This is a genomic window from Streptomyces chumphonensis, assembly GCF_014779715.1.
GTDB lineage: Bacteria > Actinomycetota > Actinomycetes > Streptomycetales > Streptomycetaceae > Streptomyces > Streptomyces chumphonensis.
In genome coordinates this window covers 1,044,525-1,065,854 of the sequence record NZ_JACXYU010000001.1, presented here as the reverse complement: position 1 = coordinate 1,065,854, position 21,330 = coordinate 1,044,525, and the positions used below count along the sequence as shown (strand labels likewise).

General features: G+C 72.2%; 14 protein-coding genes and 1 pseudogene. 8 read left to right on the top strand and 7 right to left on the bottom strand.

The window, feature by feature from the left end:
* Window positions 1-7 precede the first annotated feature (7 nt).
* The 5 genes from IF129_RS04420 (at window position 8) to IF129_RS04400 (ending at window position 8,445) form a co-directional block, all read left to right on the top strand.
* On the top strand, window positions 8-3,952 hold the full coding sequence (locus IF129_RS04420) for an ABC transporter ATP-binding protein (RefSeq protein WP_191208040.1): 3,945 nt from the start codon (window positions 8-10) through the stop codon (window positions 3,950-3,952).
* A 168-nt stretch (window positions 3,953-4,120) separates the two neighbouring features.
* A complete protein-coding gene (locus IF129_RS04415) occupies window positions 4,121-5,500 on the top strand; it encodes an ABC transporter substrate-binding protein (RefSeq protein WP_191208039.1) in 1,380 nt (459 codons plus the stop codon).
* Window positions 5,501-5,565: 65 nt separating this feature from the next.
* On the top strand, window positions 5,566-6,414 hold the full coding sequence (locus tag IF129_RS04410) for a carbohydrate ABC transporter permease (protein ID WP_191208281.1): 849 nt from the start codon (window positions 5,566-5,568) through the stop codon (window positions 6,412-6,414).
* On the top strand, window positions 6,414-7,256 hold the full coding sequence (locus IF129_RS04405) for a carbohydrate ABC transporter permease (protein WP_191208038.1): 843 nt from the start codon (window positions 6,414-6,416) through the stop codon (window positions 7,254-7,256). Before IF129_RS04410 ends, IF129_RS04405 begins: the two co-directional genes overlap by 1 nt.
* 4 nt (window positions 7,257-7,260) lie before the next feature.
* Window positions 7,261-8,445 carry an ABC transporter ATP-binding protein gene (locus IF129_RS04400; protein ID WP_191208037.1) on the top strand — a complete coding sequence of 395 codons (1,185 nt, stop codon included), beginning with the start codon at window positions 7,261-7,263 and terminating at the stop codon, window positions 8,443-8,445.
* A 12-nt stretch (window positions 8,446-8,457) separates the two neighbouring features.
* On the opposite strand, the gene IF129_RS04395 is transcribed toward IF129_RS04400, so the two are convergent.
* On the bottom strand, window positions 8,458-8,961 hold the full coding sequence (locus IF129_RS04395) for an NUDIX domain-containing protein (RefSeq protein WP_318153540.1): 504 nt from the start codon (window positions 8,959-8,961) through the stop codon (window positions 8,458-8,460).
* A 140-nt stretch (window positions 8,962-9,101) separates the two neighbouring features.
* Between IF129_RS04395 and IF129_RS04390 the strand changes: the two genes are divergently transcribed.
* On the top strand, window positions 9,102-10,547 hold the full coding sequence (locus tag IF129_RS04390; RefSeq protein ID WP_191208036.1) for a S28 family serine protease: 1,446 nt from the start codon (window positions 9,102-9,104) through the stop codon (window positions 10,545-10,547).
* A gap of 100 nt (window positions 10,548-10,647) precedes the next feature.
* Here the strand turns inward: IF129_RS04390 and IF129_RS04385 are convergent, their stop codons facing one another.
* The 4 genes and pseudogenes from IF129_RS04385 to IF129_RS04365 all read right to left on the bottom strand — a co-directional run bounded on the left by IF129_RS04385 (window position 10,648) and on the right by IF129_RS04365 (window position 16,264).
* Window positions 10,648-11,625, bottom strand: coding sequence for a ribokinase (locus IF129_RS04385; protein WP_191208279.1), 978 nt, complete (start codon window positions 11,623-11,625; stop codon window positions 10,648-10,650).
* Window positions 11,622-13,640 (bottom strand): annotated as a pseudogene (locus tag IF129_RS26125) (ABC transporter permease/substrate-binding protein). The gene IF129_RS04385 and the pseudogene IF129_RS26125 overlap by 4 nt, the downstream one beginning before the upstream one ends.
* Window positions 13,641-13,712: 72 nt before the next feature.
* Entirely contained in the window at window positions 13,713-15,293 is a 1,581-nt protein-coding gene (locus tag IF129_RS04370; protein WP_191208034.1) for a sugar ABC transporter ATP-binding protein, read from the bottom strand.
* The gene (locus IF129_RS04365) at window positions 15,281-16,264 is read right to left on the bottom strand and encodes a LacI family DNA-binding transcriptional regulator (RefSeq protein WP_318153560.1); all 984 of its coding nucleotides are present in this window, start codon (window positions 16,262-16,264) and stop codon (window positions 15,281-15,283) included. Before IF129_RS04365 ends, IF129_RS04370 begins: the two co-directional genes overlap by 13 nt.
* 334 nt (window positions 16,265-16,598) lie before the next feature.
* Here IF129_RS04365 and recD2 point away from each other — a divergent pair, with 334 nt between their 5' ends.
* Window positions 16,599-18,839, top strand: coding sequence for an SF1B family DNA helicase RecD2 (recD2, locus tag IF129_RS04360; protein ID WP_191208032.1), 2,241 nt, complete (start codon window positions 16,599-16,601; stop codon window positions 18,837-18,839).
* Window positions 18,840-19,006: 167 nt separating this feature from the next.
* Window positions 19,007-20,323 carry a citrate synthase gene (locus IF129_RS04355; RefSeq protein ID WP_191208031.1) on the top strand — a complete coding sequence of 439 codons (1,317 nt, stop codon included), beginning with the start codon at window positions 19,007-19,009 and terminating at the stop codon, window positions 20,321-20,323.
* 332 nt (window positions 20,324-20,655) lie between these two features.
* Here the strand turns inward: IF129_RS04355 and IF129_RS04350 are convergent, their stop codons facing one another.
* Both IF129_RS04350 and IF129_RS04345 read right to left on the bottom strand, forming a co-directional pair.
* Window positions 20,656-20,874 (bottom strand): heavy-metal-associated domain-containing protein, encoded by a 219-nt coding sequence (locus tag IF129_RS04350; RefSeq protein WP_191208030.1) that lies wholly within the window; start codon window positions 20,872-20,874, stop codon window positions 20,656-20,658.
* 79 nt (window positions 20,875-20,953) lie between these two features.
* On the bottom strand, window positions 20,954-21,151 hold the full coding sequence (locus tag IF129_RS04345; protein ID WP_191208029.1) for a helix-turn-helix transcriptional regulator: 198 nt from the start codon (window positions 21,149-21,151) through the stop codon (window positions 20,954-20,956).
* Window positions 21,152-21,330 lie beyond the last annotated feature (179 nt).

The window sequence follows — 21,330 nt, the reverse complement described above, 5'->3', positions numbered from 1 at the left end:
AGGTGGAATGAAACCGGGCCCCGGGACGTTGGGGCTTTCCGGCGGGACAGGACGACCGGAAGGGCGGGGCCACGTGACCACGGGGACGGCACCATCGGAGACCGGGACCGGCGACGAGGCCGGTACCGGGACCGAGCACGCGCGCGCGGGCGGCACGGGTGCCGCGGCACCCGGCTGGGCGCGGCGGCTGACGCGCCAGTGCTGGCACTACCGGCGCAACGTCCTGCTGGCCCTCGGCGCCTCGCTCGCCGGCATGGGCGTCATGGCCCTCGTCCCCCTGATCACCAAGGCCGTCATCGACGACGTCGCCGCCGGTCGTACGGCGGACATGCCCCGGTGGATCGCCCTGCTGATCGGCGCCGCCGTCGTCGTCTACGCGCTGACCTTCGTGCGCCGCTACTACGGCGGCCGCCTCGCCCTGGACGTCCAGCACGACCTGCGCACGGACATGTACCGGGCCCTCGTGCGGCTCGACGGCCGCAGCCAGGACGAGCTGTCCACCGGGCAGGTCGTCGGCCGGGGCACCAGCGACCTCCAGCTGGTGCAGAGCCTGCTCTTCATGGTCCCCATGATGATCGGCAACGTGCTGCTGTTCGCCGTCGCGCTCGTCGTCATGGTGATCCTCTCCCCACTGCTCACCGTCGTCTCCCTCGCCGTCTTCCCGCTGCTGTGGTGGATCGCCTCGCTCAGCCGGGCCCGGCTCTTCCCGGCGACCTGGTACGCGCAGCAGCAGGCCGGTGCGGTGGCCTCGGTGGTGGACGGCGCGATCACCGGCGTCCGCGTCGTGAAGGGCTTCGGGCAGGAGGGCCAGGAGAAGGCCAAGCTCCGCGCCGTCAGCCGGGTGCTGTACGCGGCGCGGCTGCGCACCCTGCGCTTCCACGCCCGCTACACCCCGGCCCTGCAGTCCCTGCCGTCCCTGGGCCAGGTCGCCATGCTGGCGCTGGGCGGCTGGATGGCGGTGAACGGCTCGATCACGCTGGGCACCTTCGTCGCGTTCTCCACCTACCTCGCGCAGCTCGTCGGCCCCGTCCGGATGCTCGCGGCCATGCTGACGATCGGGCAGCAGGCCCGCGCCGGCGTGGAGCGCGTCTACGACCTCATCGACACCGAGCCGCAGATGACCGAGCGGCCCGACGCCCACGAGCTGCCCGCCGACGCCCCGGCGTCCGTCGAGTTCGACCGCGTCACCTTCGGCTACGACCCGGACCACCCCGTGCTGGACGGCGTCAGCCTGCGGGTGCGGCCGGGGGAGACCCTCGCCGTGGTGGGCACCAGCGGCAGCGGCAAGTCGACGGTGTCGATGCTGCTGCCGCGCTACTACGACGTCACCGGCGGCGCCGTGCGCGTCGGCGGGCACGACGTGCGGGACCTGACGCTGGCCTCCCTGCGCTCGGCGATCGGCCTGGTGCCCGAGAACAGCTTCCTGTTCTCCTCCTCCGTCCGGGAGAACATCGCTTTCGGCGCTCCCGACGCCACCGACGCGCAGATACGCGCCGCCGCCCGCGCCGCCCAGGCCGACGGCTTCATCGAGGAGCTGGCCGAGGGCTACGACACCGTCGTCGGAGAGCAGGGCCTGACCCTCTCCGGCGGGCAGCGCCAGCGCATCGCGCTGGCCCGTGCGATCCTCACCGACCCCCGGCTGCTGATCCTCGACGACGCCACGTCCGCCGTGGACGCCCGCATCGAGCACGAGATCCACGAGGCACTGCGCAGCGTCATGCGCGGCCGTACGACCCTGCTCATCGCCCACCGGCAGTCCACCCTCGCCCTCGCCGACCGGATCGCGGTGCTCGACCGGGGCCGGCTCGTGGACGCCGGCACCCACGCGGAGCTGACCGCGCGCTGCCCGCTCTACCGCCGGCTCCTCACCGACCCGGACGAGCTGGGCGACGTCGCGCGCGACCCGGCCGGGCAGGCGGCGCACGACGGCCACCGCAGGGTGGACGGCGTCACGCCCGAGCTGTGGGCGCGCCCGGAGGAGTCCGGCGACGCGGACGCGGCCGGGGCGGGGGACACGGGCACCCTGGCCGCGCAGAGCGGGCGGCCCGGTTCCTGGGGTGCCGAGCTGGCGGCCTCACCCGGCAGCCCCGAGCTGCTGGCCAAGGTCGCCGCCCTGCCGCCCGCCACGGACGTCCCGGAGATCGACGAGGAGAGCGCCGAGCGCAGCGGGCCGCAGCGCAGCGGGCCGCAGCGCGAGGAGGGCGGCTACGGCCTGCGGCACCTGCTGGCGGGCTTCGGCCGCCCGCTCACCTTCGCGCTGGTCTTCGTGGCCCTGGACGCCGTGGCCATGCTGGCTCTCCCCGTCCTGATCCGGCACGGCATCGACGAGGGCGTGACCCGCTCGGCCCTGGCGGCCGTGTGGACGGCGGCGGCCTTTGCGCTCCTGGTCGTCGTCGGGCAATGGGCCTCGCAGTACGCCGCCATCCGCTTCACCGGCCGCACCGGCGAGCGGGTGCTCTACGCCCTGCGACTGAGGATCTTCGCCCAGTTGCAGCGCCTCGGTCTGGACTACTACGAGCGCCACCTCGGCGGCGCGGTCATGACCCGGATGACGACCGACGTCGACGCCCTGTCCACGTTCCTCCAGACGGGCCTGGTCACCGCCTTCGTCTCGATCATCAGCTTCCTCGGCATCCTGGGCGCCCTGCTCGTCATCGACCTCCAGCTCGCCCTGGTCGTCTTCGCGACGCTGCCGCCCCTCGTCGTGGGCACGGTGTTCTTCCGGCGGCAGTCGGTCAAGGCGTACGAGCTGGCCCGCGAGCGGGTCAGCGTCGTCAACGCCGACCTCCAGGAGTCGGTGGCCGGGCTGCGCATGGTGCAGGCGTTCCGCCGCGAGCACCTGGGCACCGACCGGTTCGCCCGCCGCAGCGACGGCTACCGCCGGGCCCGGGTGCGCGGGCAGTGGCTGGTCTCGGTGTACTTCCCCTTCGTCCAGCTCCTCGCGGCGCTGGCCACGGCGGCCGTCCTCGTCGTGGGGGCCGACCGCGTCGCGGCCGGCACCCTCACCGCGGGCGCGCTCGTCGCCTACCTGCTCTACATCGAGCTGTTCTTCGCCCCGGTGCAGCAGCTCTCCCAGGTCTTCGACGGCTACCAGCAGGCCGTCGTCTCGCTGGGCCGCATCCGCGAGCTGCTCCGCGAGCGCACGAGCACGCCGGCCCCCGCCGAGCCGGTGGAGCCCGGCCGACCGCGCGGGGAGATCACCTTCGACGACGTCCGCTTCCACTACCGCTCGGCCGACGGCGAGCCGCTGGCCGAGGCGGCCCTCGAAGGGCTCGACCTCACCATCCCGGCGGGCCAGACGGTGGCCTTCGTCGGGGAGACGGGCGCCGGGAAGTCCACGCTGGTCAAGCTGGTGGCCCGGTACTACGACGTGACCGGGGGCCGGGTCCTCGTCGACGGGGCCGACGTCCGGGACCTGGACCTGACGGCCTACCGCAGCCACCTGGGGGTCGTCCCGCAGGAGCCGTTCCTCTTCCCCGGCACCGTGCGGGACGCCATCGCCTACGGCCGCCCCGAGGCCACCGACGCCGAGGTGGAGGCCGCCGCACGGGCGGTCGGCGCCCACGACATGGTGGCCTCCCTGCCCGGCGGCTACCTCCACGCCGTGGGGGAGCGCGGCCGCAACCTGTCGGCCGGCCAGCGCCAGCTCATCGCGCTCGCCCGCGCCGAGCTGGTCGACCCGGCGATCCTGCTGCTCGACGAGGCGACGGCCGCGCTGGACCTGGCCACCGAGGCGCTCGTCAACCAGGCCACCGACCGGCTCGCCGGGCGTCGCACCACCCTCGTCGTCGCCCACCGGCTCACCACCGCACAGCGGGCCGACCGGGTGATCGTCCTGGACCACGGACGGGTGGTCGAGGACGGCACGCACGCGGAGCTGCTCGCCGCCGACGGGCGCTACGCGGCGCTGTGGCGCACGTTCACCGGCGTCCCGGCGCCCTCGCGCGTCTGACGCCTCCCGCAGCGCCTGCCGGTGGCCGCACGACGCGTCAGGGCCGAATGAGCCCTACTGAGGGTGTAGGTCCCGTGACACGTGGCACAGACAGGGGCAGCGTGCCGCGCATCCGGCCGGCACACCGCGAGCGTGTCGCGTCTGCTGGCGCGGGCGAGGAGGCCCGGGATGGTGAAGGCGTGGGGAGCGACCGGGAGGGCGCGGCGTCACCCGCCGCCGAACGGTCCGGCGGCCCGGGGACGGGTGGGGGCCCGTCCGCCGGGCCGCGCCGGCCGCGTCGGGGGAGCGGCGCTGCTCGCGGCCGGTCTGCTCGCCGGCTGCGGCTCGGAGGACGGCGGAACGGTGCTGAACTTCTACACCGCGCCCGAGGAGAACCTCCAACAGGTCGTGGACCGGTGCAACGAGGAGGCGGACGGCCGCTACCGCATCGTCTACAACCAGCTCCCGCGCGAGGCCGACGGTCAGCGTGAGCAGATGGTCCGGCGGCTGGCGGCCGAGGACAAGGGCCTGGACATCCTCGGCCTCGACGTCACCTGGGTCCCGGAGTTCGCCGAGGCGGGCTGGATCGTGGAGTGGACGGGGGAGCGGCGCGAGCAGGCGACCGAGGGGGTGCTCCCGGGGCCGCTGCGCACGGTGGTCTGGCAGGACGCGGTCTACGCCGCGCCGAAGAACACCAACGTCCAGCTCCTGTGGTACGACGACCGCGTCACCCCCGAGCCGCCCCGGACGTGGGAGGAGACGCTCGCGACGGCGCGGCGGCTCAAGGACGAGGGGGAGCCCTACCGCCTGCTGTTCACCGGCGCCCAGTACGAGGGCCTGGTGGTGTTCTTCAACAGCCTCGTCGCCTCCGCGGGCGGGCAGCTGCTCAACGAGGAGGGCACGGAGGCCGTCGTCGACGAGGGCGTGGTGGAGGCGCTGCGCCTGCTGAAGGAGATCACCACCTCCGGGGTCACCAGCCCCTCCCTGACGAACATGCAGGAGGACCAGGTGCGGCTGGCCTTCCAGGCCGGGCAGGGCGCCTTCGAGTTCAACTGGCCGTTCGTCTACGCCTCGTACGCGGCCGAGAAGCCTCAGGAGGTGGAGCACTTCCGGTGGGCGCGCTACCCGTCCTTCGCGGAGGGGGAGGAGAGCCGGGTCACGGTCGGCGGCTACAACCTGGCGGTGAGCACCTACTCCCGGCACCGGGAGGAGGCCTTCGACGCCACGCTCTGCCTGCGCAGCGCGCGGAGCCAGAAGTTCCAGGCCCTGCGCTCCGGGCTCCCGCCGAGCCTGGAGAGCGTGTACGAGGACGAGACGCCGCTCGATCCCTCGGAGCCGGCCGACCCGGAGACGAACCCGACCATGGACATGGCGTATCCGCCCAAGGACACCATCCGGGCCGCCCTGGAGGACGCCGCCGTGCGACCGCTCACCCCCGTCTACCAGAACCTGTCGATCGTGACGGCCAAGATCCTCTCCCCGCCCTCTGCCATCGATCCCGAGGAGACGGCCGACACGCTGCGCGAGGAGCTCGACGCCGCGCTGAAGTCGCAGGGGGTGCTCCCGTGACGTCCACCCGCGTCCGGCGCGGCGCCCACAGCGAGGGCAAGCGGTCCGAGCGGCGCCTGGCCTGGATGCTGTGCGCGCCCGCCGCCCTGGTCATGGTCGCCGTCACCGGCTGGCCCATCGTGTACTCGGTCTACCTCTCCCTGCACCGCTACGACCTGCGCTTCCCCGGGCAGCAGGAGTTCATCGGCCTGGAGAACTACGCCGTCGTCCTCACCAACTCCTACTGGTGGACGGCGTTCGGCGTGACGCTGTTCATCACGGTCGTCTCGGTGGCGATCGAGCTCGTGCTCGGCATGGCCCTGGCCATCACGATGCACCGCACGCTGCTCGCGCGCGGCCTGGTGCGGACGGTGACCCTGATCCCGTACGGCATCGTCACCGTCGTCGCCGCCTTCTCCTGGTTCTACGCCTGGACGCCGAACACCGGCTACCTCGCCGAGGCCGTCACCCCGGGCTCGGCGCCCCTGACCGAGCGGGCGGCGTCGCTGGCCATCATCATCCTCGCCGAGGTGTGGAAGACGACGCCGTTCATGGCGCTGCTCCTGCTGGCCGGGCTCGCCCTCGTCCCCGACGACCTGCTGCGGGCGGCGGCCATGGACGGCGCCGGGGTGTGGCAGCGCTTCGTGAAGGTGACGCTGCCGGTCATGAAGCCGGCCATCCTGGTGGCGCTGCTCTTCCGCACCCTCGACGCGTTCCGCGTCTTCGACAACATCTTCATCCTGACGTCCGGTGCCAACGACACCTCGTCCGTCTCGATGATCACGTACAGCAACCTGATCCAGGGGCTGAACCTGGGCATCGGCTCGACGATGTCCGTGCTCATCTTCATCGCGGTGGCGATCATCGCGTTCGTCTTCGTCAAGCTGTTCGGCACGGCGGCGCCCGGGAGCAGCGCACAGGGAGGTGGGCGCTGATGCCCGTGGAGACCGCGTCGCCCGGCCGGCGCAGGACCTGGTGGACCTTCGTCAACGTGGTGGTGATCGTCTACGCGCTGCTGCCGGTGCTGTGGATCGCCTCGCTCTCCTTCAAGACCAAGGAGACGGTCACCGACGGGAACCTCGTGCCCCGCGACTGGACGCTCTCCAACTACGGGGACATCTTCCGCACGGACGAGTTCGTGCGGGCGCTGATCAACTCCATCGGGATCGCGCTCATCGCCACGTTCATCGCCGTCGCCCTGGCGACGATGGCGGCCTACGCCGTCGCCCGGCTGGAGTTCCCGGGCAAGCGGGCGCTGGTCGGGGTGTCGCTGCTCATCGCGATGTTCCCGCAGATCTCGCTGGTCACCCCGCTGTTCAACATCGAGCGGGAGCTCGGCCTGTTCGACACCTGGCCCGGCCTGATCCTGCCCTACATCACCTTCTCGCTGCCGCTGGCCATCTACACGCTGTCGGCCTTCTTCCGGGAGATCCCCTGGGAGCTGGAGAAGGCGGCGAAGATGGACGGCGCCACGCCCGCCCAGGCCTTCCGCCGGGTGATCGCGCCGCTGGCCGCGCCGGGGGTGTTCACCAGCGCGATCCTGGTCTTCATCTTCTGCTGGAACGACTTCCTGTTCGCGATCTCGCTGACGTCGTCGGAGGCGTCCCGTACGGTCCCGGCGGCCCTGTCGTTCTTCACCGGCTCCTCCCAGTTCGAGGACCCGACGGGCACCATCTCGGCCGCAGCCGTGGTGATCACCGTGCCGATCGTCCTGTTCGTGCTCTTCTTCCAGCGCCGCATCGTCGCTGGGCTGACCTCCGGCGCCGTCAAGGGGTAGCAACATGGCTGAGATCGTTCTCGACAAGGTTTCCAAGCGGTATCCGGACGGCGCGCTCGCGGTGTCCGACATCGATCTGACCGTCGGCGACGGCGAGTTCGTGATCCTCGTCGGGCCCTCCGGCTGCGGCAAGTCGACCACGCTCAACATGGTGGCGGGTCTGGAGGACATCACCACGGGCGAACTGCGCATCGACGGTGAGCGGATGAACGAGCGTGCGCCGAAGGACCGGGACATCGCGATGGTCTTCCAGTCCTACGCCCTGTACCCGCACATGAGCGTGCGGGAGAACATGGCCTTCCCGCTGCGGCTGGCGAAGGCCCCGCACGAGGAGGTGCGGCGCCGGGTCGAGGAGGCCGCCCGCGTCCTCGACCTGACCGAGCACCTGGACCGCCGTCCCGCGAACCTCTCCGGCGGCCAGCGGCAGCGCGTCGCCATGGGGCGCGCGATCGTCCGCGAGCCCAAGGCGTTCCTCATGGACGAGCCGCTGTCCAACCTCGACGCGAAACTGCGCGGCCAGATGCGCACCTCCCTGTCCCGGTTGCAGAAGCAGTTGGGCACCACGACGGTCTACGTCACGCACGACCAGACGGAGGCCATGACGCTCGGCGACCGCATCGTCGTCCTCCAGGCCGGGCACGTCCAGCAGATCGGCTCACCGCAGCACCTCTACGACAGGCCCTCGAACCTGTTCGTCGCCGGCTTCATCGGCTCGCCGTCGATGAACTTCCTGACCGCCGTCGTCGAGGACGGGCACCTGAGGACGCCGCTCGGGGAGGTGCCCCTCACCGACCGGGTACGGCGGCATCTGGAGGCCGCGGACGCGCCGCGCGAACTCATCGTGGGCCTGCGCCCCGAACACTTCGAGGACGCGGCACTGGTCGAGGAACACGTCCGGGAGGAGGGCCGCACCTTCACCGCGACCGTCGACGTGCTGGAGTCCCTCGGCTCGGAGAAGTACGCGCACTTCGCCCTGGAGACGGAAGGGGTGCGGGCCCGGCAGCTCCAGGACCTCGCCGACGTCACCGGCTCCGCCGACCTGGCGACCGGCGGCACCGCGCAGCTCGTCACGCGGCTCTCGGCCACCTCCGGCGCCCGGGAGAACGCCGAGCTGACCGTCTGGTTCGACCCCGACCGTCTCGTCCTCTTCGACCCGGACTCCGGTACCAACCTCACCTACGAGGGCTGAGGCCGCCACGGGTCACGTACCCGGCCGCACCAGCTCGGCCAGGTACGTGTCCACGGTCTGCAACGCGCCGTCGGGCAGCTCCGCCACACCGTCCCACCAGTGCGTCGCCGCGATCTCCTCGGTCGGGGTGAACGCCTCCGGGCGCTCGGTGCGCGCGGTGAACACCGCACCGCACAGGACGGTCTGTTCCGGGCCGATCGCCGTCGTCGCGTACCCGGCGAACCGCAGTGCCCGGGCCGCGGGACGCTGCCCCGTCTCCTCCAGCAGCTCGCGCACCGCCGCCTGACGGGCGCTCTCGCCACATTCGACCTTGCCGCCGGGCAGTTCCCAGCACGCCCGCTCCCGCACCTTCACCAGCAGCAGCGCCTCCCCGTGCCACAGCGCCACCAGGACGTAGTCCGCCTCCCGGGCACCCTCCGCCAGCGGATCGAACCGGAGCAGCCGCATGTTCCGCGGCCCGGTGGCGAGCGCGTCGCCCAGGCCGTCCACGCCGCCCACGTCATCAACGTCGTTCATGGCGCGACCCTATGCCCGGCCACCGACACCGGCACCGGTGTCGACGCCGCCGGCGCCGACGGGCGGGGGGTGGTGGTCGGGCCGATCGGCGGATAGGTTCGCGGCGACCCTACCTACCCACACCCCATGGGGAGTTGTTCATGCGCGCAGCGCTCAGATGGGTGCTGGCCCTCGCCGTGCTGATCGGCACGGCGAGTACCGGTACCGCGTCGGCGGGGGCCGTCACCACGGCAGAACCCGGCGTTCCCGACGTCAAGGACCGCATCCTCGACATCGACGGGATGCGGCTCATCGAGGAGAAGCCGGTCAGCGGCTACCGGTTCTTCGTCCTCGGGTACCAGCAGCCGGTGGACCACCGCCGGCCCTGGAAGGGGACGTTCGAGCAGCGGATCTCGCTCCTGCACAAGTCCGAGGACCGCCCCACCGTCTTCTTCACCTCCGGGTACGGCCTGAACACCAACCCGGCCCGCAGCGAGCCGACGCGGATCGCGGACGCGAACCAGGTCTCCATGGAGTACCGGTTCTTCACGCCCTCCCGCCCCGAGCCGGCCGACTGGTCCAAGCTCGACATCTGGCAGGCCGCCAGCGACCAGCACCGCATACACACCGCGCTGGACGACATCTACGACCGCAACTGGATCTCCACCGGCGGCAGCAAGGGCGGCATGACGGCCACCTACTACCGCCGGTTCTACCCGAACGACATGGACGGCACGGTCGCCTACGTCGCGCCCAACAACACCAACGTCCGCAACAACACGGCCTACGACCGGTTCTTCCGCAACGTCGCCACCGAGGAGTGCCGCGAGCGGCTGAACGGCATCCAGCGCGAGGCGTTCCTGCGGCGTGACGAGATGGTGAACCGCTACGAGAAGTGGGCGGAGGACGGCGGCTACACCTTCGAGCTGTACGAGACGCCGGACCGGGCCTTCGAGGTCGTCGTGCTCGACTTCGTGTGGGCCTACTTCCAGTACCAGGACGAGGCCGACTGCCTGGACGCCCCGGCGGCGGACGCCACGACGGACGAGCTGTACGACTACATCGACCAGATCTCCGGCTTCGCCTTCTACACCGACCAGGGGATGCTGCCCTACACGCCGTACTACTACCAGGCGGCCACCGAGCTGGGCTACCCGACGCTGCGCACCCCCTCGCACCTGCGGGGCCTGCTGCGCTACCCGGACGTCTACCACCCGAGCAACGCGGTGCCCGACGACATCCCCATGCCCCGGTTCGACCGGTACGCGATGAAGGACATCGACCGCTGGGTCCGCTGGCGGTCCTCGGAGATGCTGTTCGTCAACGGTGAGAACGACCCGTGGGGCGCGGAGCCGTTCCGCGTCGGCCCGCGCGCCGACGACTCGTTCGTCTTCACCGCCCCCGGCGCCAACCACGGCGCCAACATCGCCGCGCTGACCGAGGACGAGCGCGCCACGGCCACCGACGCGGTGCTGCGCTGGGCCGGAGTGGCGGACGAGAGCGGTCCGTCGGCCCGCTCGGCGGGCGGCGACGCCGCGCCGCTGGCCCCCTACGACGCGAAGCTGGACACTCCGATGGTGGAACGGACGCCGATCGGCCTTCCGTGACCCCGGCGGGCGGGCCGCACCGGATGCGACCCGCCCGCACCACGCCCCGGCCCCGGCACGCGCGCAGCGTGCCGGGGCCGGGGCGCGTTCCGCGCCGGGCTCACGGGAGGGCGTCGGCCGCCGGGTAGGAGGTCTGCGCTCCGGGACGGGTGACGGACGCGGCCCCGACCCGCACGGCGAACCGCACGGCGCTCGCCAGGTCCTCGCCGAGCGCGAGGCGCCAGGCCAGGGCGCCGGTGAACGCGTCGCCCGCGCCCGTGGCGTCCACCGCCTCGACGGCGGGTGCCGGGACGTGCTCGGTGCCCTGCGGGCCGCAGACCAGGGCCCCCGCCGCCCCGAGCGTGACGACGACGCTGCGCGGCCCGCGGCGCCGCAGTGCCTCCGCCCGGCCGGCCGCGTCGGCGGGTTCGGCGGGGTCCGCCGCGTCGGCGGACCCGGTGGCCGGAGCGCCTCCGGTCGGGGAGCGCAACAGCGCCCGCGCCTCGTGCTCGTTGACGACCAGCGGATCGCACGCGGCCAGCACGTCCGGCGGCAGCGGAGCGGGCGGTGAGGGGTTCAGCACCACCCGCGTGCCGGCGGCCACGGCCGTCCGGACGGCGGCGGCCACCGACGCGGACGGGATCTCCAACTGGAGCGACACGACGGCGGCGGAGGCCAGCACCGCGCGGGCGTCGACCACGTCGGCGGGGGTGAGCCGGCCGTTCGCACCGGGGGAGACGACGATGGTGTTGTCGCCCCGCCCGTCCACCGCGATCAGCGCGACGCCGGTGGGCGCCCCGCCCGTCAGCACCGGGCCGGTGTCGACCCCGGCGTCCGCCAGGGACGCGGCGAGCAGCCGCCCGTGCGCGTCGTCGCCGACCCGGGCCAGCAGCCCGGCCCGCGCGCCCAACCGGGCGGCGGCCACGGCCTGGTTGGCCCCCTTGCCGCCCGGGTGGACGGTGAGGTCGGAGCCGAGCACGGTCTCGCCCGGCGCCGGATGCCGCTCGACGACGGTGACCAGGTCGGCGTTGGCCGAGCCGACGACCAGGACGTCGAGCGGACGGCGCGGGGTGTCCGTCGTGTGCGCCGTGCCGGTCAGAGGAACGACTCCACGTTCTCCTTGGTGACGATCTTCACCGGCACCTTGATCTCCTCGTCCACGTCCTCGTCGCGGGCGAGGCGCGCGGCGTTGCGGACGGCCATGCGGCCCAGCTCGTCCGGCTGCTGGGCGACCGACGCCGCCATCGTGCCGGCCTGCACGGCCTTCAGCCCGTCGGCCGTGCCGTCGAACCCGACCACGGTCACGGTGGACCCGGCCCGCTCGCCCAGGGCCTTCACGGCGCCCAGCGCCATCTCGTCGTTCTCCGCGAAGACGCCGGTCACGTCCGGGTTGGCCTGGAGGAGGTTCGTCATGACGTCCAGCCCCTTGGCCCGGTCGAAGTCGGCCGGCTGCTGCGCGACGACCTCGATGTCCGGGAACCGCGCGATGCCCTTCTCGAAGCCCTCGCCGCGCTCGCGGGAGGCGGAGGTGCCGGAGATGCCGCGCAGGACGACGACCTTGCCCGTCTCGCCCATCTCCTCGGCGAGCTTCTCCGCGGCCAGTTCACCGCCCTGCACGTTGTCGGAGGCCACCGTGGTGTTCACCTCGGCGCCGTTGACGGCGCGGTCGGCCGCGACGACGGGGATGTCGGCGTTCCCGGCGGCCTTCACCGACGGCCCGGCGGCGTCGGAGTCCACCGGGTTGATGATGATGGTGCTCATGTTCTGACTGGTGAAGTTCTGGATCTGGTTGGCCTGGGTGGCCGAGTCGTTCTGGGCGTCCGTGATGGTCAGGTCGATCTCGGAGTCCTCGGCCTGGGCCTCGGCCCCCTTCTGCAACTCCACGAAGAACGGGTTGTTGAGCGTCGATATCGACATCCCGATCTCGATCGTGTCGCTCCCGTCGTCGGCTGCGGAGCCGTCACCGCAGGCGGTGGCCGTCAGGGCCAGGACGGCGGCGACGGCGGCGAGGGGGAGTCTGGTGGTACGCATGGCTACTTGCCTCGATTTCCTTGCTATCGGCGGCTAACAAAGGGAGGTAGTGCACGTGCTGTCGGTACGGATCGATCATGTACGGCGACGGAGTGTATCGACTAGTGCTGCCAGCGCAATAACCGCCCCGATGACAACCTGTTGCCAAAACGCCGACACGCTCAGGAGGTTGAGGCCGTTGCGGAGCACTGCGAGGATGAGCGCGCCGATCAGTGTCCCCGACGCGCGTCCCACCCCGCCGGACAGGCTCGCGCCGCCGATGACGCACGCCGCGATGGCGTCCAGCTCGTACCCGGCCGCCGCCTGCGGCTGGGCCGACGCCAGCCGGGAGGCCAGCACGATGCCCGCGACGGCCGCGAACGTGCCGGACAGGCCGTAGATCACCAGCTTCTGCCGGGGCACCCGGATGCCCGACAGCCGGGCGGCCTCCTCGTTCCCGCCGATCGCGTACATCGACCGGCCGCTGTAGGTGAGGTTGAGGACGACGGCGGCGACGACGGCCATGCCCGCCATCACCAGCACGGGCACCGGGAGCCAGCCGCCGAGTGTCCGCCCCAGCGCCGAGACCGGGTCGGGGAAGGCGATCGGGCTGCCCTGGGAGACCACGAGGGCCAGCCCCCGGGCGACCGAGAGCATGGCGAGGGTGGCGATGAACGACGGCAGCCGTCCGTAGGCCACCATCAGCCCGTTCACCAGCCCGCACGCCAGCCCGGTGCCGAGGGCGAACAGCACGGCCAGCCACACCGGCAGGCCCTGCGACGTCGCCGTCCAGGCCAGCACCATGGCGGACAGGGCCGCCACCGAGCCCACCGACAGGTCGATGCCCGCCGAGACGATGACGAAGGTGACGCCGAACGCCAGGATGGCCGTCACCGCCGCCTGCCCGCCGACGTTCAGCAGGTTGCCGGTGTTGAGGAAGTCCGGGGACATCAGCGCCATGACGGCGACCAGGCCGATCAGGGCCGTCAGCGCGCCGTTGTCCCGGAACACCCGCACCAGCACCGGCGGGCCGCCGGAGGGCTTCTGGCCGGCCTGCCCGCCCGGACCGCCGCCCGGCCCGGTTCTCTTCACGTCGGTGGTCACCGAGGTGCCTCCCCTGTCCATGGTGTGTGTACGAAGCGGGTACGTGCCGCTGACGTCGTGTGTGCGATCCGGTCAGGGCGTCCCGACGGCCAGCGCCATCACGGCGTCCTGTGTCGCCTCGGCCCCGCCCAGCTCCCCGGCGACGCGCCCCTGGGCCATGACCACGATGCGGTCGCTCATGCCGAGGACCTCCGGCAGGTCGCTGGAGATCATCAGCACGCCGTGCCCGGCTGCGGTGAGTTCGTTGACCAGCCGGTAGATCTCCACCTTCGCCCCCACGTCGACGCCGCGCGTGGGCTCGTCGAGGATCAGCACCCTGCTGTCGGCGAGCAGCCACTTGCCGATGGCCACCTTCTGCTGGTTGCCGCCGGAGAGCGTACGCGCGTGCTGGTCGAGCCCGGCCATGCGCACGCCCAGGCGACCGGCCATCGAGGCCGCCGCCCGACGTTGGCCCGCCCGGTCCACCAACCCGGCCCGGGTGGCCCGACGCAGGGTCACCAGGCCCAGGTTCTCCCCGACGGAGGCGTCCAGCAGCAGCCCCTGACCCTTGCGGTCCTCGGGGACGAAGCCGATCCCGGCGGCCATCGCGGCGTTCACGTCGTGCCGGGCCAGCGGGCGGCCGTCCACCTCCACGGCGCCGTGGTCGTAGGCGTCGGCGCCGAAGACGGCCCGCGCGACCTCCGTCCTCCCGGCGCCCACCAGCCCCGCCAGCCCGACCACTTCGCCGCCGCGCACCTCGAAGCCCACGTCACGGAAGGCGCCCGCCCGGGCCAGTCCGGAGACCCGCAGCAGCGGCACACCGCCGGGCCGCACCGGGCCCGGCCGCCTCGGGTACTGCTGCTCGATGCTGCGGCCGACCATGAGCCGCACCAGGTCGTCCCGTTCCGTGTCGGCCGGGACCTCGGCCACGCTGCGCCCGTCCCGCAGGACGGTCACCCGGTCGCCCAGGGCCGCGACCTCCTCCAGCTTGTGCGTGATGAAGACGACGGCGACGCCCTCGTCGCGCAGCCGGCGCACGATGCGGAAGAGCCGGTCGACCTCCTCGTTGGTCAGCACGGCGGTGGGTTCGTCCATGATGAGCACACGCGCGTCGATGCTCAGCGCCTTCGCGATCTCCACCATCTGCATCCGGGCGACGCCGAGGTCGCGCAGCCGGGCCGTGGGCGCGACGTCGACGCCGACCCTGGCCAGCAGCGCCGCGGCGTCCGCCTCCATCCGGGCCCGGTCGACCAGGCCGAAGCGGCGGGGCTGGCGTCCCAGGAAGATGTTCTCGGCCACCGTCAGGTCCGGCACCAGGTTGAACTCCTGGTGGATCGTGGCGATGCCGAGGCGCTCGGCGTCCTGCGCGCCGTGCAGCCGTACCGGCCGACCCGCCATCAGGACGCGTCCGCCGTCCGGCCGACTGGCGCCGGAGAGCACCTTGATGAGCGTGCTCTTCCCCGCGCCGTTCTCCCCGAGCAGGACGTGCACCTCACCCGCACGCACCGCGAAGTCGACCCCGTCGAGCGCGACGACGCCCGGGAAGGTCTTGGAGACGCCTTCGGTGCGCAGCAGCGGCGGGCCCGGCGGGGCGGGTTCGGCGGCGGCGTCCTTGGTCAACGGCTGACCCCTTTCCTGCGGTGGCGTGCTGGGCCGCTCGGCTACTCGCCGCATGACCGGCGGGGGACGAGGTCGGCGGTGAGGGTGACGGACCGGGCCGGGCGTCCCTCGATGAGGCTGACGAGGGCGCGCACCGCGCTGTGCCCGAGCTCCTCGGTGGGCTGGGCGATGGCGGTCAGCGGCGGGTCGGTGTGGAGGAACCAGGGGATGTCGTCGAAGGCGGCGAGCGCGATGTCCTCCGGCACGCGCAGGGCCCGCGACCGGATCTCGTCCATCGCCCCCAGGGCCATGAGGTTGTCGGTGGCGAACACGGCGTCCGGCGGGTCGGGGAGGTCCAGGAAGCGGGCGGTGGCCAGGCGTCCGCTCTCGGCCCGGAAGTCGCCCTCCTGCCGGTAGTGCCCGGGGGTGGGCAGCCCGTGCGCGTCGAGGGCGTCGAGGAAGGCGTCGAGCCGCTCGTTGCCGGTGGTGGTGGTCGACGGGCCGGTGATGACGGCGAGTCTGCGGTGGCCGAGCGCGTGCAGGTGGCCGACGAGCGCGGCGATGGCGGCCCGCCCGTCGGTACGGACGACGGGCACGTCCGGGCAGCCGGGTATCCAGCGGTCCACGAACACCATCGGCACGCCGGACCGGGCCACTTCGGCGACCTGGGACGCGTTGTCGTCCGTGGGGCTGAGCAGCAGGCCGTCGACGCGCCGCTCCAGCAGCGTCCGCACGTGGTGGTCCTCCAGCGCCGGCTGCTCGTCCGCGTTGCCGAACACGACGCTGTAGCCGTGGGCCCGTGCCTCGTCCTCGACGGCACGGGCCAGGGCGGTGAAGAAGGGGTTGAGCACGTCGCTGATGACGAGCCCCAGCGTGCGCGTCTGGTCCGTCCGCAGGGAGCGGGCGACGCCGTTGGGCCGGTAGCCGAGCGCCGTGATGGCCCGGTGGACGCGGTCCCGCGTGTCGGGGCGCACGGCCGGGTTCCCGTTCAGCACGCGTGACACCGTCGCCACGGAGACCCGCGCCTCGGCCGCGACGTCCTTGATGCCCGCGACACCCCCGCCGCCCGAAGAGCCCGTACCGCCCGGAGTGCCGGGTGTGACCGGTCTGCCCGCCACGTCAACAACCTTTTCGTCGTGGGGAGTTCATGGAAACGATTACATGGAGGATTGAAGACGATGACGCCGTCGCGGGGCAAGTCGGGGAAGCGCCCGGGGCCGGCCCCGCGCCCACGGCGTCCCGGACGGTCACCTCCCGCTCACCCCGCGCTCACGCGGCGGCGCCGACCCGGTCCCGCGCGCCCGGCGTGCGGCGCCCGGAGCGCGCGAGGACCCGGCCGCCCCTCGCCCGGTGTCGGCCGTCGGCGCTACGGTCGGTCACATGTCGTTTCAGCCCGCCGTGCTCGAAGGCGTCCTCGAGCGCGTGACCTTCGCCAACGAGGAGACCGGCTACACCGTGGCCCGGGTCGCCCCGCTGCGGCGCAGGGACGCGGGGCACGACGGGGACCTCCTCACGGTCGTCGGATCGCTCCTGGGCGCGCAGCCCGGCGAGTCCCTGCGGATGGAGGGCCGCTGGGGCTCGCACCCGCAGTACGGCCGGCAGTTCACGGTGGAGAACTACACGACCGTCCTCCCGGCCACCGTGCAGGGCATCCGCCGGTATCTCGGCTCCGGGCTGATCAAGGGCATCGGGCCGCGCATCGCCGAGCGCATCGTGGACCACTTCGGCACCGGGACGCTGGAGGTGATCGAGGCCGACGCGGCCCGGCTGATCGAGGTACCCGGGCTCGGGCCGAAGCGCACCCGGAAGATCGTCGCGGCCTGGGAGGAGCAGAAGGCCATCAAGGAGGTGATGATCTTCCTCCAGGGGGTCGGCGTCTCGACCTCCATCGCCGTGCGCATCTACAAGAAGTACGGGGACGCCTCGATCGGCGTCGTGCGGGAGCACCCCTACCGGCTCGCGGCCGACGTGTGGGGGATCGGCTTCCTCACCGCCGACCGCATCGCGCAGGCCGTGGGCATCCCGCACGACAGCCCGGAGCGGGTGAAGGCGGGGCTGCGGTACGCGCTGTCCCAGTCGGCCGACCAGGGGCACTGCTTCCTCCCCGAGGAGCGCCTCATCGCGGACGCCGTGAAGCTCCTCCAGGTCGACACCGGCCTCGTCATCACGTGCCTGGACGAGCTGGCGGCCGAGGAGGAGGGCGTCGTCCGGGAACGGGTGCCGCACCCGGACGACGTCGAGGAGCGGCTGACCGCCGTCTACCTGCCGCCCTTCCACCGGGCGGAGCAGTCCCTGGCCGGGCAGCTGCGCCGCCTGCTGCACACCCGGGAGGACCGGCTGCCCGCCTTCGCCGACGTGGACTGGGAGAAGGCGCTCGGCTGGCTGGCCCGGCGCACCGGCGCCGACCTCGCCCCCGAGCAGCGGGACGCCGTGCGTCTCGCCCTCACCCGCAAGGTCGCCGTCCTGACGGGCGGGCCGGGGTGCGGCAAGTCCTTCACGGTCCGCTCGGTGGTGGAACTCGCCCGCGCCAAGGGCGCCACGGTGCTGCTCGCCGCCCCCACGGGCCGGGCCGCGAAGCGGCTGGCGGAGCTGACGGGCGCGGACGCGTCCACCGTCCACCGGCTGCTGGAGCTCAAGCCCGGCGGCGACGCCGCCTACGACCGCGAGCGGCCCCTGGACGCGGACCTGGTCGTCGTCGACGAGGCGTCCATGCTGGACCTGCTGCTGGCCAACAAGCTGGTCAAGGCCGTCGCGCCGGGCGCACACCTGCTCCTGGTGGGGGACGTGGACCAGCTGCCCTCCGTCGGCGCGGGGGAGGTGCTGCGGGACCTGCTGGCCGAGGGCGGGCCCGTGCCCGCCGTCCGGCTGACGCGCATCTTCCGCCAGGCGCAGCAGTCGGGCGTCGTCACCAACGCGCACCGGATCAACGCGGGAACGCCGCCGCTCACCCGGGGGCTGCCGGACTTCTTCCTCTTCGCCGAGGAGGACACCGAGGCGGCGGGCCGGCTCACGGTCGACGTCGCGGCCCGGCGCGTCCCGGCGAAGTTCGGCCTGGACCCCCGCCGGGACGTGCAGGTGCTCGCCCCCATGCACCGGGGACCCGCCGGCGCGGGGGCGCTCAACGGCCTCCTCCAGCAGGAGATCACCCCGGGCCGTCCCTCCGTGCCGGAGAAGCGCTTCGGCGGCCGGGTGTTCCGGGTGGGGGACAAGGTGACGCAGATCCGCAACAACTACGACAAGGGGGTGGCGGGCGTCTTCAACGGCACGGTCGGCGTCGTCACCGCGCTGAGCCAGGAGGAGCAGACGCTCACCGTCCGCACGGACGAGGACGAGGAGGTCGGCTACGACTTCGACGAGCTGGACGAGCTGGCCCACGCCTACGCGGTCACCATCCACCGCTCGCAGGGCAGCGAGTACCCGGCGGTCGTGATCCCCGTCACCATGGGGGCGTGGATGATGCTCCAGCGCAATCTGCTCTACACGGCCGTCACCAGGGCGAAAAGGCTTGTCGTGCTGGTCGGCTCCCGCCGGGCGCTGGGCCAGGCGGTGCGGACGGTGTCGGCGGGGCGGCGCCACACGATGCTCGATCATCGATTGCGCGCGATGGGCGCCGAAGCGTAGCGTTCGTGCGGCACTCCGTGCCACTCAGGCGCCCTTCGGCCGACCCCGAGTGCACCGTCCGGCAGTTATTGAGCGACAGTGGACACAGTGGACCGGTCAGGGCACTCCGGTTCCACCTCTGAATCCCGAACGACCTTCGGGACGATTCAACAAGAGGGACGACGTCGGTGAGGGATGACGTGAGCGACAGCGGCAACGTTGAGAAGTCCGTAGTACTGCGGCACGGGGACAGCGAGTACAGCTACCCGGTGGTGGAGAGCACCGTCGGGGACTCCGGCTTCGACATCAGCAAGCTGCGTGCCCAGTCCGGTCTGGTCACGTTGGACTCCGGTTACGGCAACACGGCGGGCGTGCAGTCCGCGATCACGTTCCTCGACGGTGAGCAGGGCATCCTGCGCTACCGGGGATACCCGATCGAGCAGCTCGCGGAGCGCGGCACGTTCCTGGAGACGGCCTACCTGCTGATCCACGGCGAGCTGCCGACCGTCGACGAGCTGGCGGCCTTCCGGGGCGAGATCACGCAGCACACCCTGCTGCACGAGGACGTCAAACGCTTCTACGACGGCTTCCCGCGCGACGCGCACCCGATGGCGATGCTGTCCTCGGTCGTCAGCGCGCTGTCCACGTTCTACCAGGACAGCCACAACCCGTTCGACGAGCAGCAGCGCCACATCTCCACCATCCGGCTGCTGGCCAAGCTGCCGACGATCGCGGCCTACGCGTACAAGAAGGCCGTCGGCCACCCGGTGGTCTACCCCCTGAACGACCTGGGCTACGTCGAGAACTTCCTGCGCATGACGTTCTCGGTGCCGGCCGAGGAGTACGAGCTGAACCCGGTCGTGGTCAGCGCGCTCGACAAGCTGCTGATCCTGCACGCCGACCACGAGCAGAACTGCTCGACGTCCACCGTGCGCCTGGTCGGCTCCTCGCAGGCCAACATGTTCGCCTCCATCTCGGCGGGCATCAGCGCGCTGTGGGGCCCCCTGCACGGCGGTGCCAACCAGGCCGTGCTGGAGATGCTGGAGAGGATCAAGCGCGACGGCGGCGACGTCCAGTCCTTCATCCGCAAGGTGAAGAACAAGGAGGACGGCGTCCGACTCATGGGCTTCGGGCACCGCGTCTACAAGAGCTTCGACCCGCGCGCGAAGATCATCAAGGCGGCGGCGCACGACGTGCTGTCCGCGCTCGGCAAGTCCGACGAGCTGCTGGACATCGCGCTCAAGCTGGAGGAGCACGCGCTCAGCGACGACTACTTCGTCTCGCGCAACCTCTACCCGAACGTGGACTTCTACACCGGCCTCATCTACCGCGCCATGGGCTTCCCGACCAGCATGTTCACCGTGCTGTTCGCCCTCGGCCGGCTGCCGGGCTGGATCGCCCAGTGGCACGAGATGATCAAGGAGCCGGGCTCCCGGATCGGCCGCCCGCGGCAGATCTACACGGGCGTCGTCGAGCGCGACTACGTCCCGGTCGAGCAGCGCTGAGCACCCCGAACGGCCCACGACGGCCCCGGCTCCCTCGCGGAGCCGGGGCCGTCGCCGTGTTGTGATCCACATCACACCATCGGGGGTACAACCCTTCGTGGGTCCCCCGGGTCGAACCGGGTGACTGCGACACCCGGCGGAGTTGCGGTCACGGGCTGACGTGTCCGGGAGCTTTGAGCGGCCCTCCGGTCCACGCGCAGCCCGCAAGTACGCCCGGTCCGATCCCGTGGGGGGAATCGGAACCGGGAGGAGGGAACGCCCCGATCGCGAGCCCGTGGGGGGACTCGCGAGGGGGCGTTCTCCTTTTTCCCCGGCTTTTCGGCCGTCGGCCTTCAGGTCCGGCCGACGAGCTCGTAGCCCGCCTCGTCCACCGCCGCCCGGACGGCCGCGTCGTCGGGCTCGGCGGCGGCCGTGACGGTGACCAGGCCGGTGGACGCGACCGCCTTCACCTCCGTCACGTCGTGCAGGGCCGATACCTCGTCGGTGACGGCCTTCTCGCAGTGTCCGCAGGTCATACCGCTGACCCGGTACGTGATCGTGGTCCCGCTCATGGAGCCCTCCAGTCTGTCGCGATGACGTCGTGCGGCTTCATCCTATACCCCCCGCCCGTATGCGTTCCGGTCTACCGGGCTACCCCCGGCGTCCGCCGGCCCCGGGCCGACGGGTGACCCAGTCACGGATGGTGTCCGCGTACCAGAACGGCCGGCCGCCCTCCACGACGTCGGGTGCCGGCAGCAGCCCGTGCTTGCGGTACGACCGGACGGTGTCGGGCTGCACCCGGATGTGCGCGGCGATCTCCTTGTACGACCACAGACGACGGTCGGCCATGTCTCGGGACCTCCACAGGTGTGACGGCTGATGCGCTTCACCCTGTGCGGAAGGCGCGACACACCGTCACCACGACGCCGCCCTGTGCGCCGTTCGTGACCGCCCACCCGCGTAACGGTGACACCCGTGACGAACTGCTCGCCGCACAGCCCGGCCGTCCGTCACCCGTACGGATGCCC

Bases quoted from the DNA above. Each gene is read 5' to 3' on its own strand.
- IF129_RS04420 (WP_191208040.1), top strand. From the start codon at position 8: ATGAAACCGGGCCCCGGGACGTTGGGGCTTTCCGGCGGGACAGGACGA.
- IF129_RS04415 (WP_191208039.1), top strand. From the start codon at position 4,121: ATGGTGAAGGCGTGGGGAGCGACCGGGAGGGCGCGGCGTCACCCGCCG.
- IF129_RS04410 (WP_191208281.1), top strand. From the start codon at position 5,566: ATGCTGTGCGCGCCCGCCGCCCTGGTCATGGTCGCCGTCACCGGCTGG.
- IF129_RS04405 (WP_191208038.1), top strand. From the start codon at position 6,414: ATGCCCGTGGAGACCGCGTCGCCCGGCCGGCGCAGGACCTGGTGGACC.
- IF129_RS04400 (WP_191208037.1), top strand. From the start codon at position 7,261: ATGGCTGAGATCGTTCTCGACAAGGTTTCCAAGCGGTATCCGGACGGC.
- IF129_RS04395 (WP_318153540.1), bottom strand. From the start codon at position 8,961: ATGAACGACGTTGATGACGTGGGCGGCGTGGACGGCCTGGGCGACGCG.
- IF129_RS04390 (WP_191208036.1), top strand. From the start codon at position 9,102: ATGCGCGCAGCGCTCAGATGGGTGCTGGCCCTCGCCGTGCTGATCGGC.
- IF129_RS04370 (WP_191208034.1), bottom strand. From the start codon at position 15,293: ATGCGGCGAGTAGCCGAGCGGCCCAGCACGCCACCGCAGGAAAGGGGT.
- recD2 (WP_191208032.1), top strand. From the start codon at position 16,599: ATGTCGTTTCAGCCCGCCGTGCTCGAAGGCGTCCTCGAGCGCGTGACC.
- IF129_RS04350 (WP_191208030.1), bottom strand. From the start codon at position 20,874: ATGAGCGGGACCACGATCACGTACCGGGTCAGCGGTATGACCTGCGGA.
- IF129_RS04345 (WP_191208029.1), bottom strand. From the start codon at position 21,151: ATGGCCGACCGTCGTCTGTGGTCGTACAAGGAGATCGCCGCGCACATC.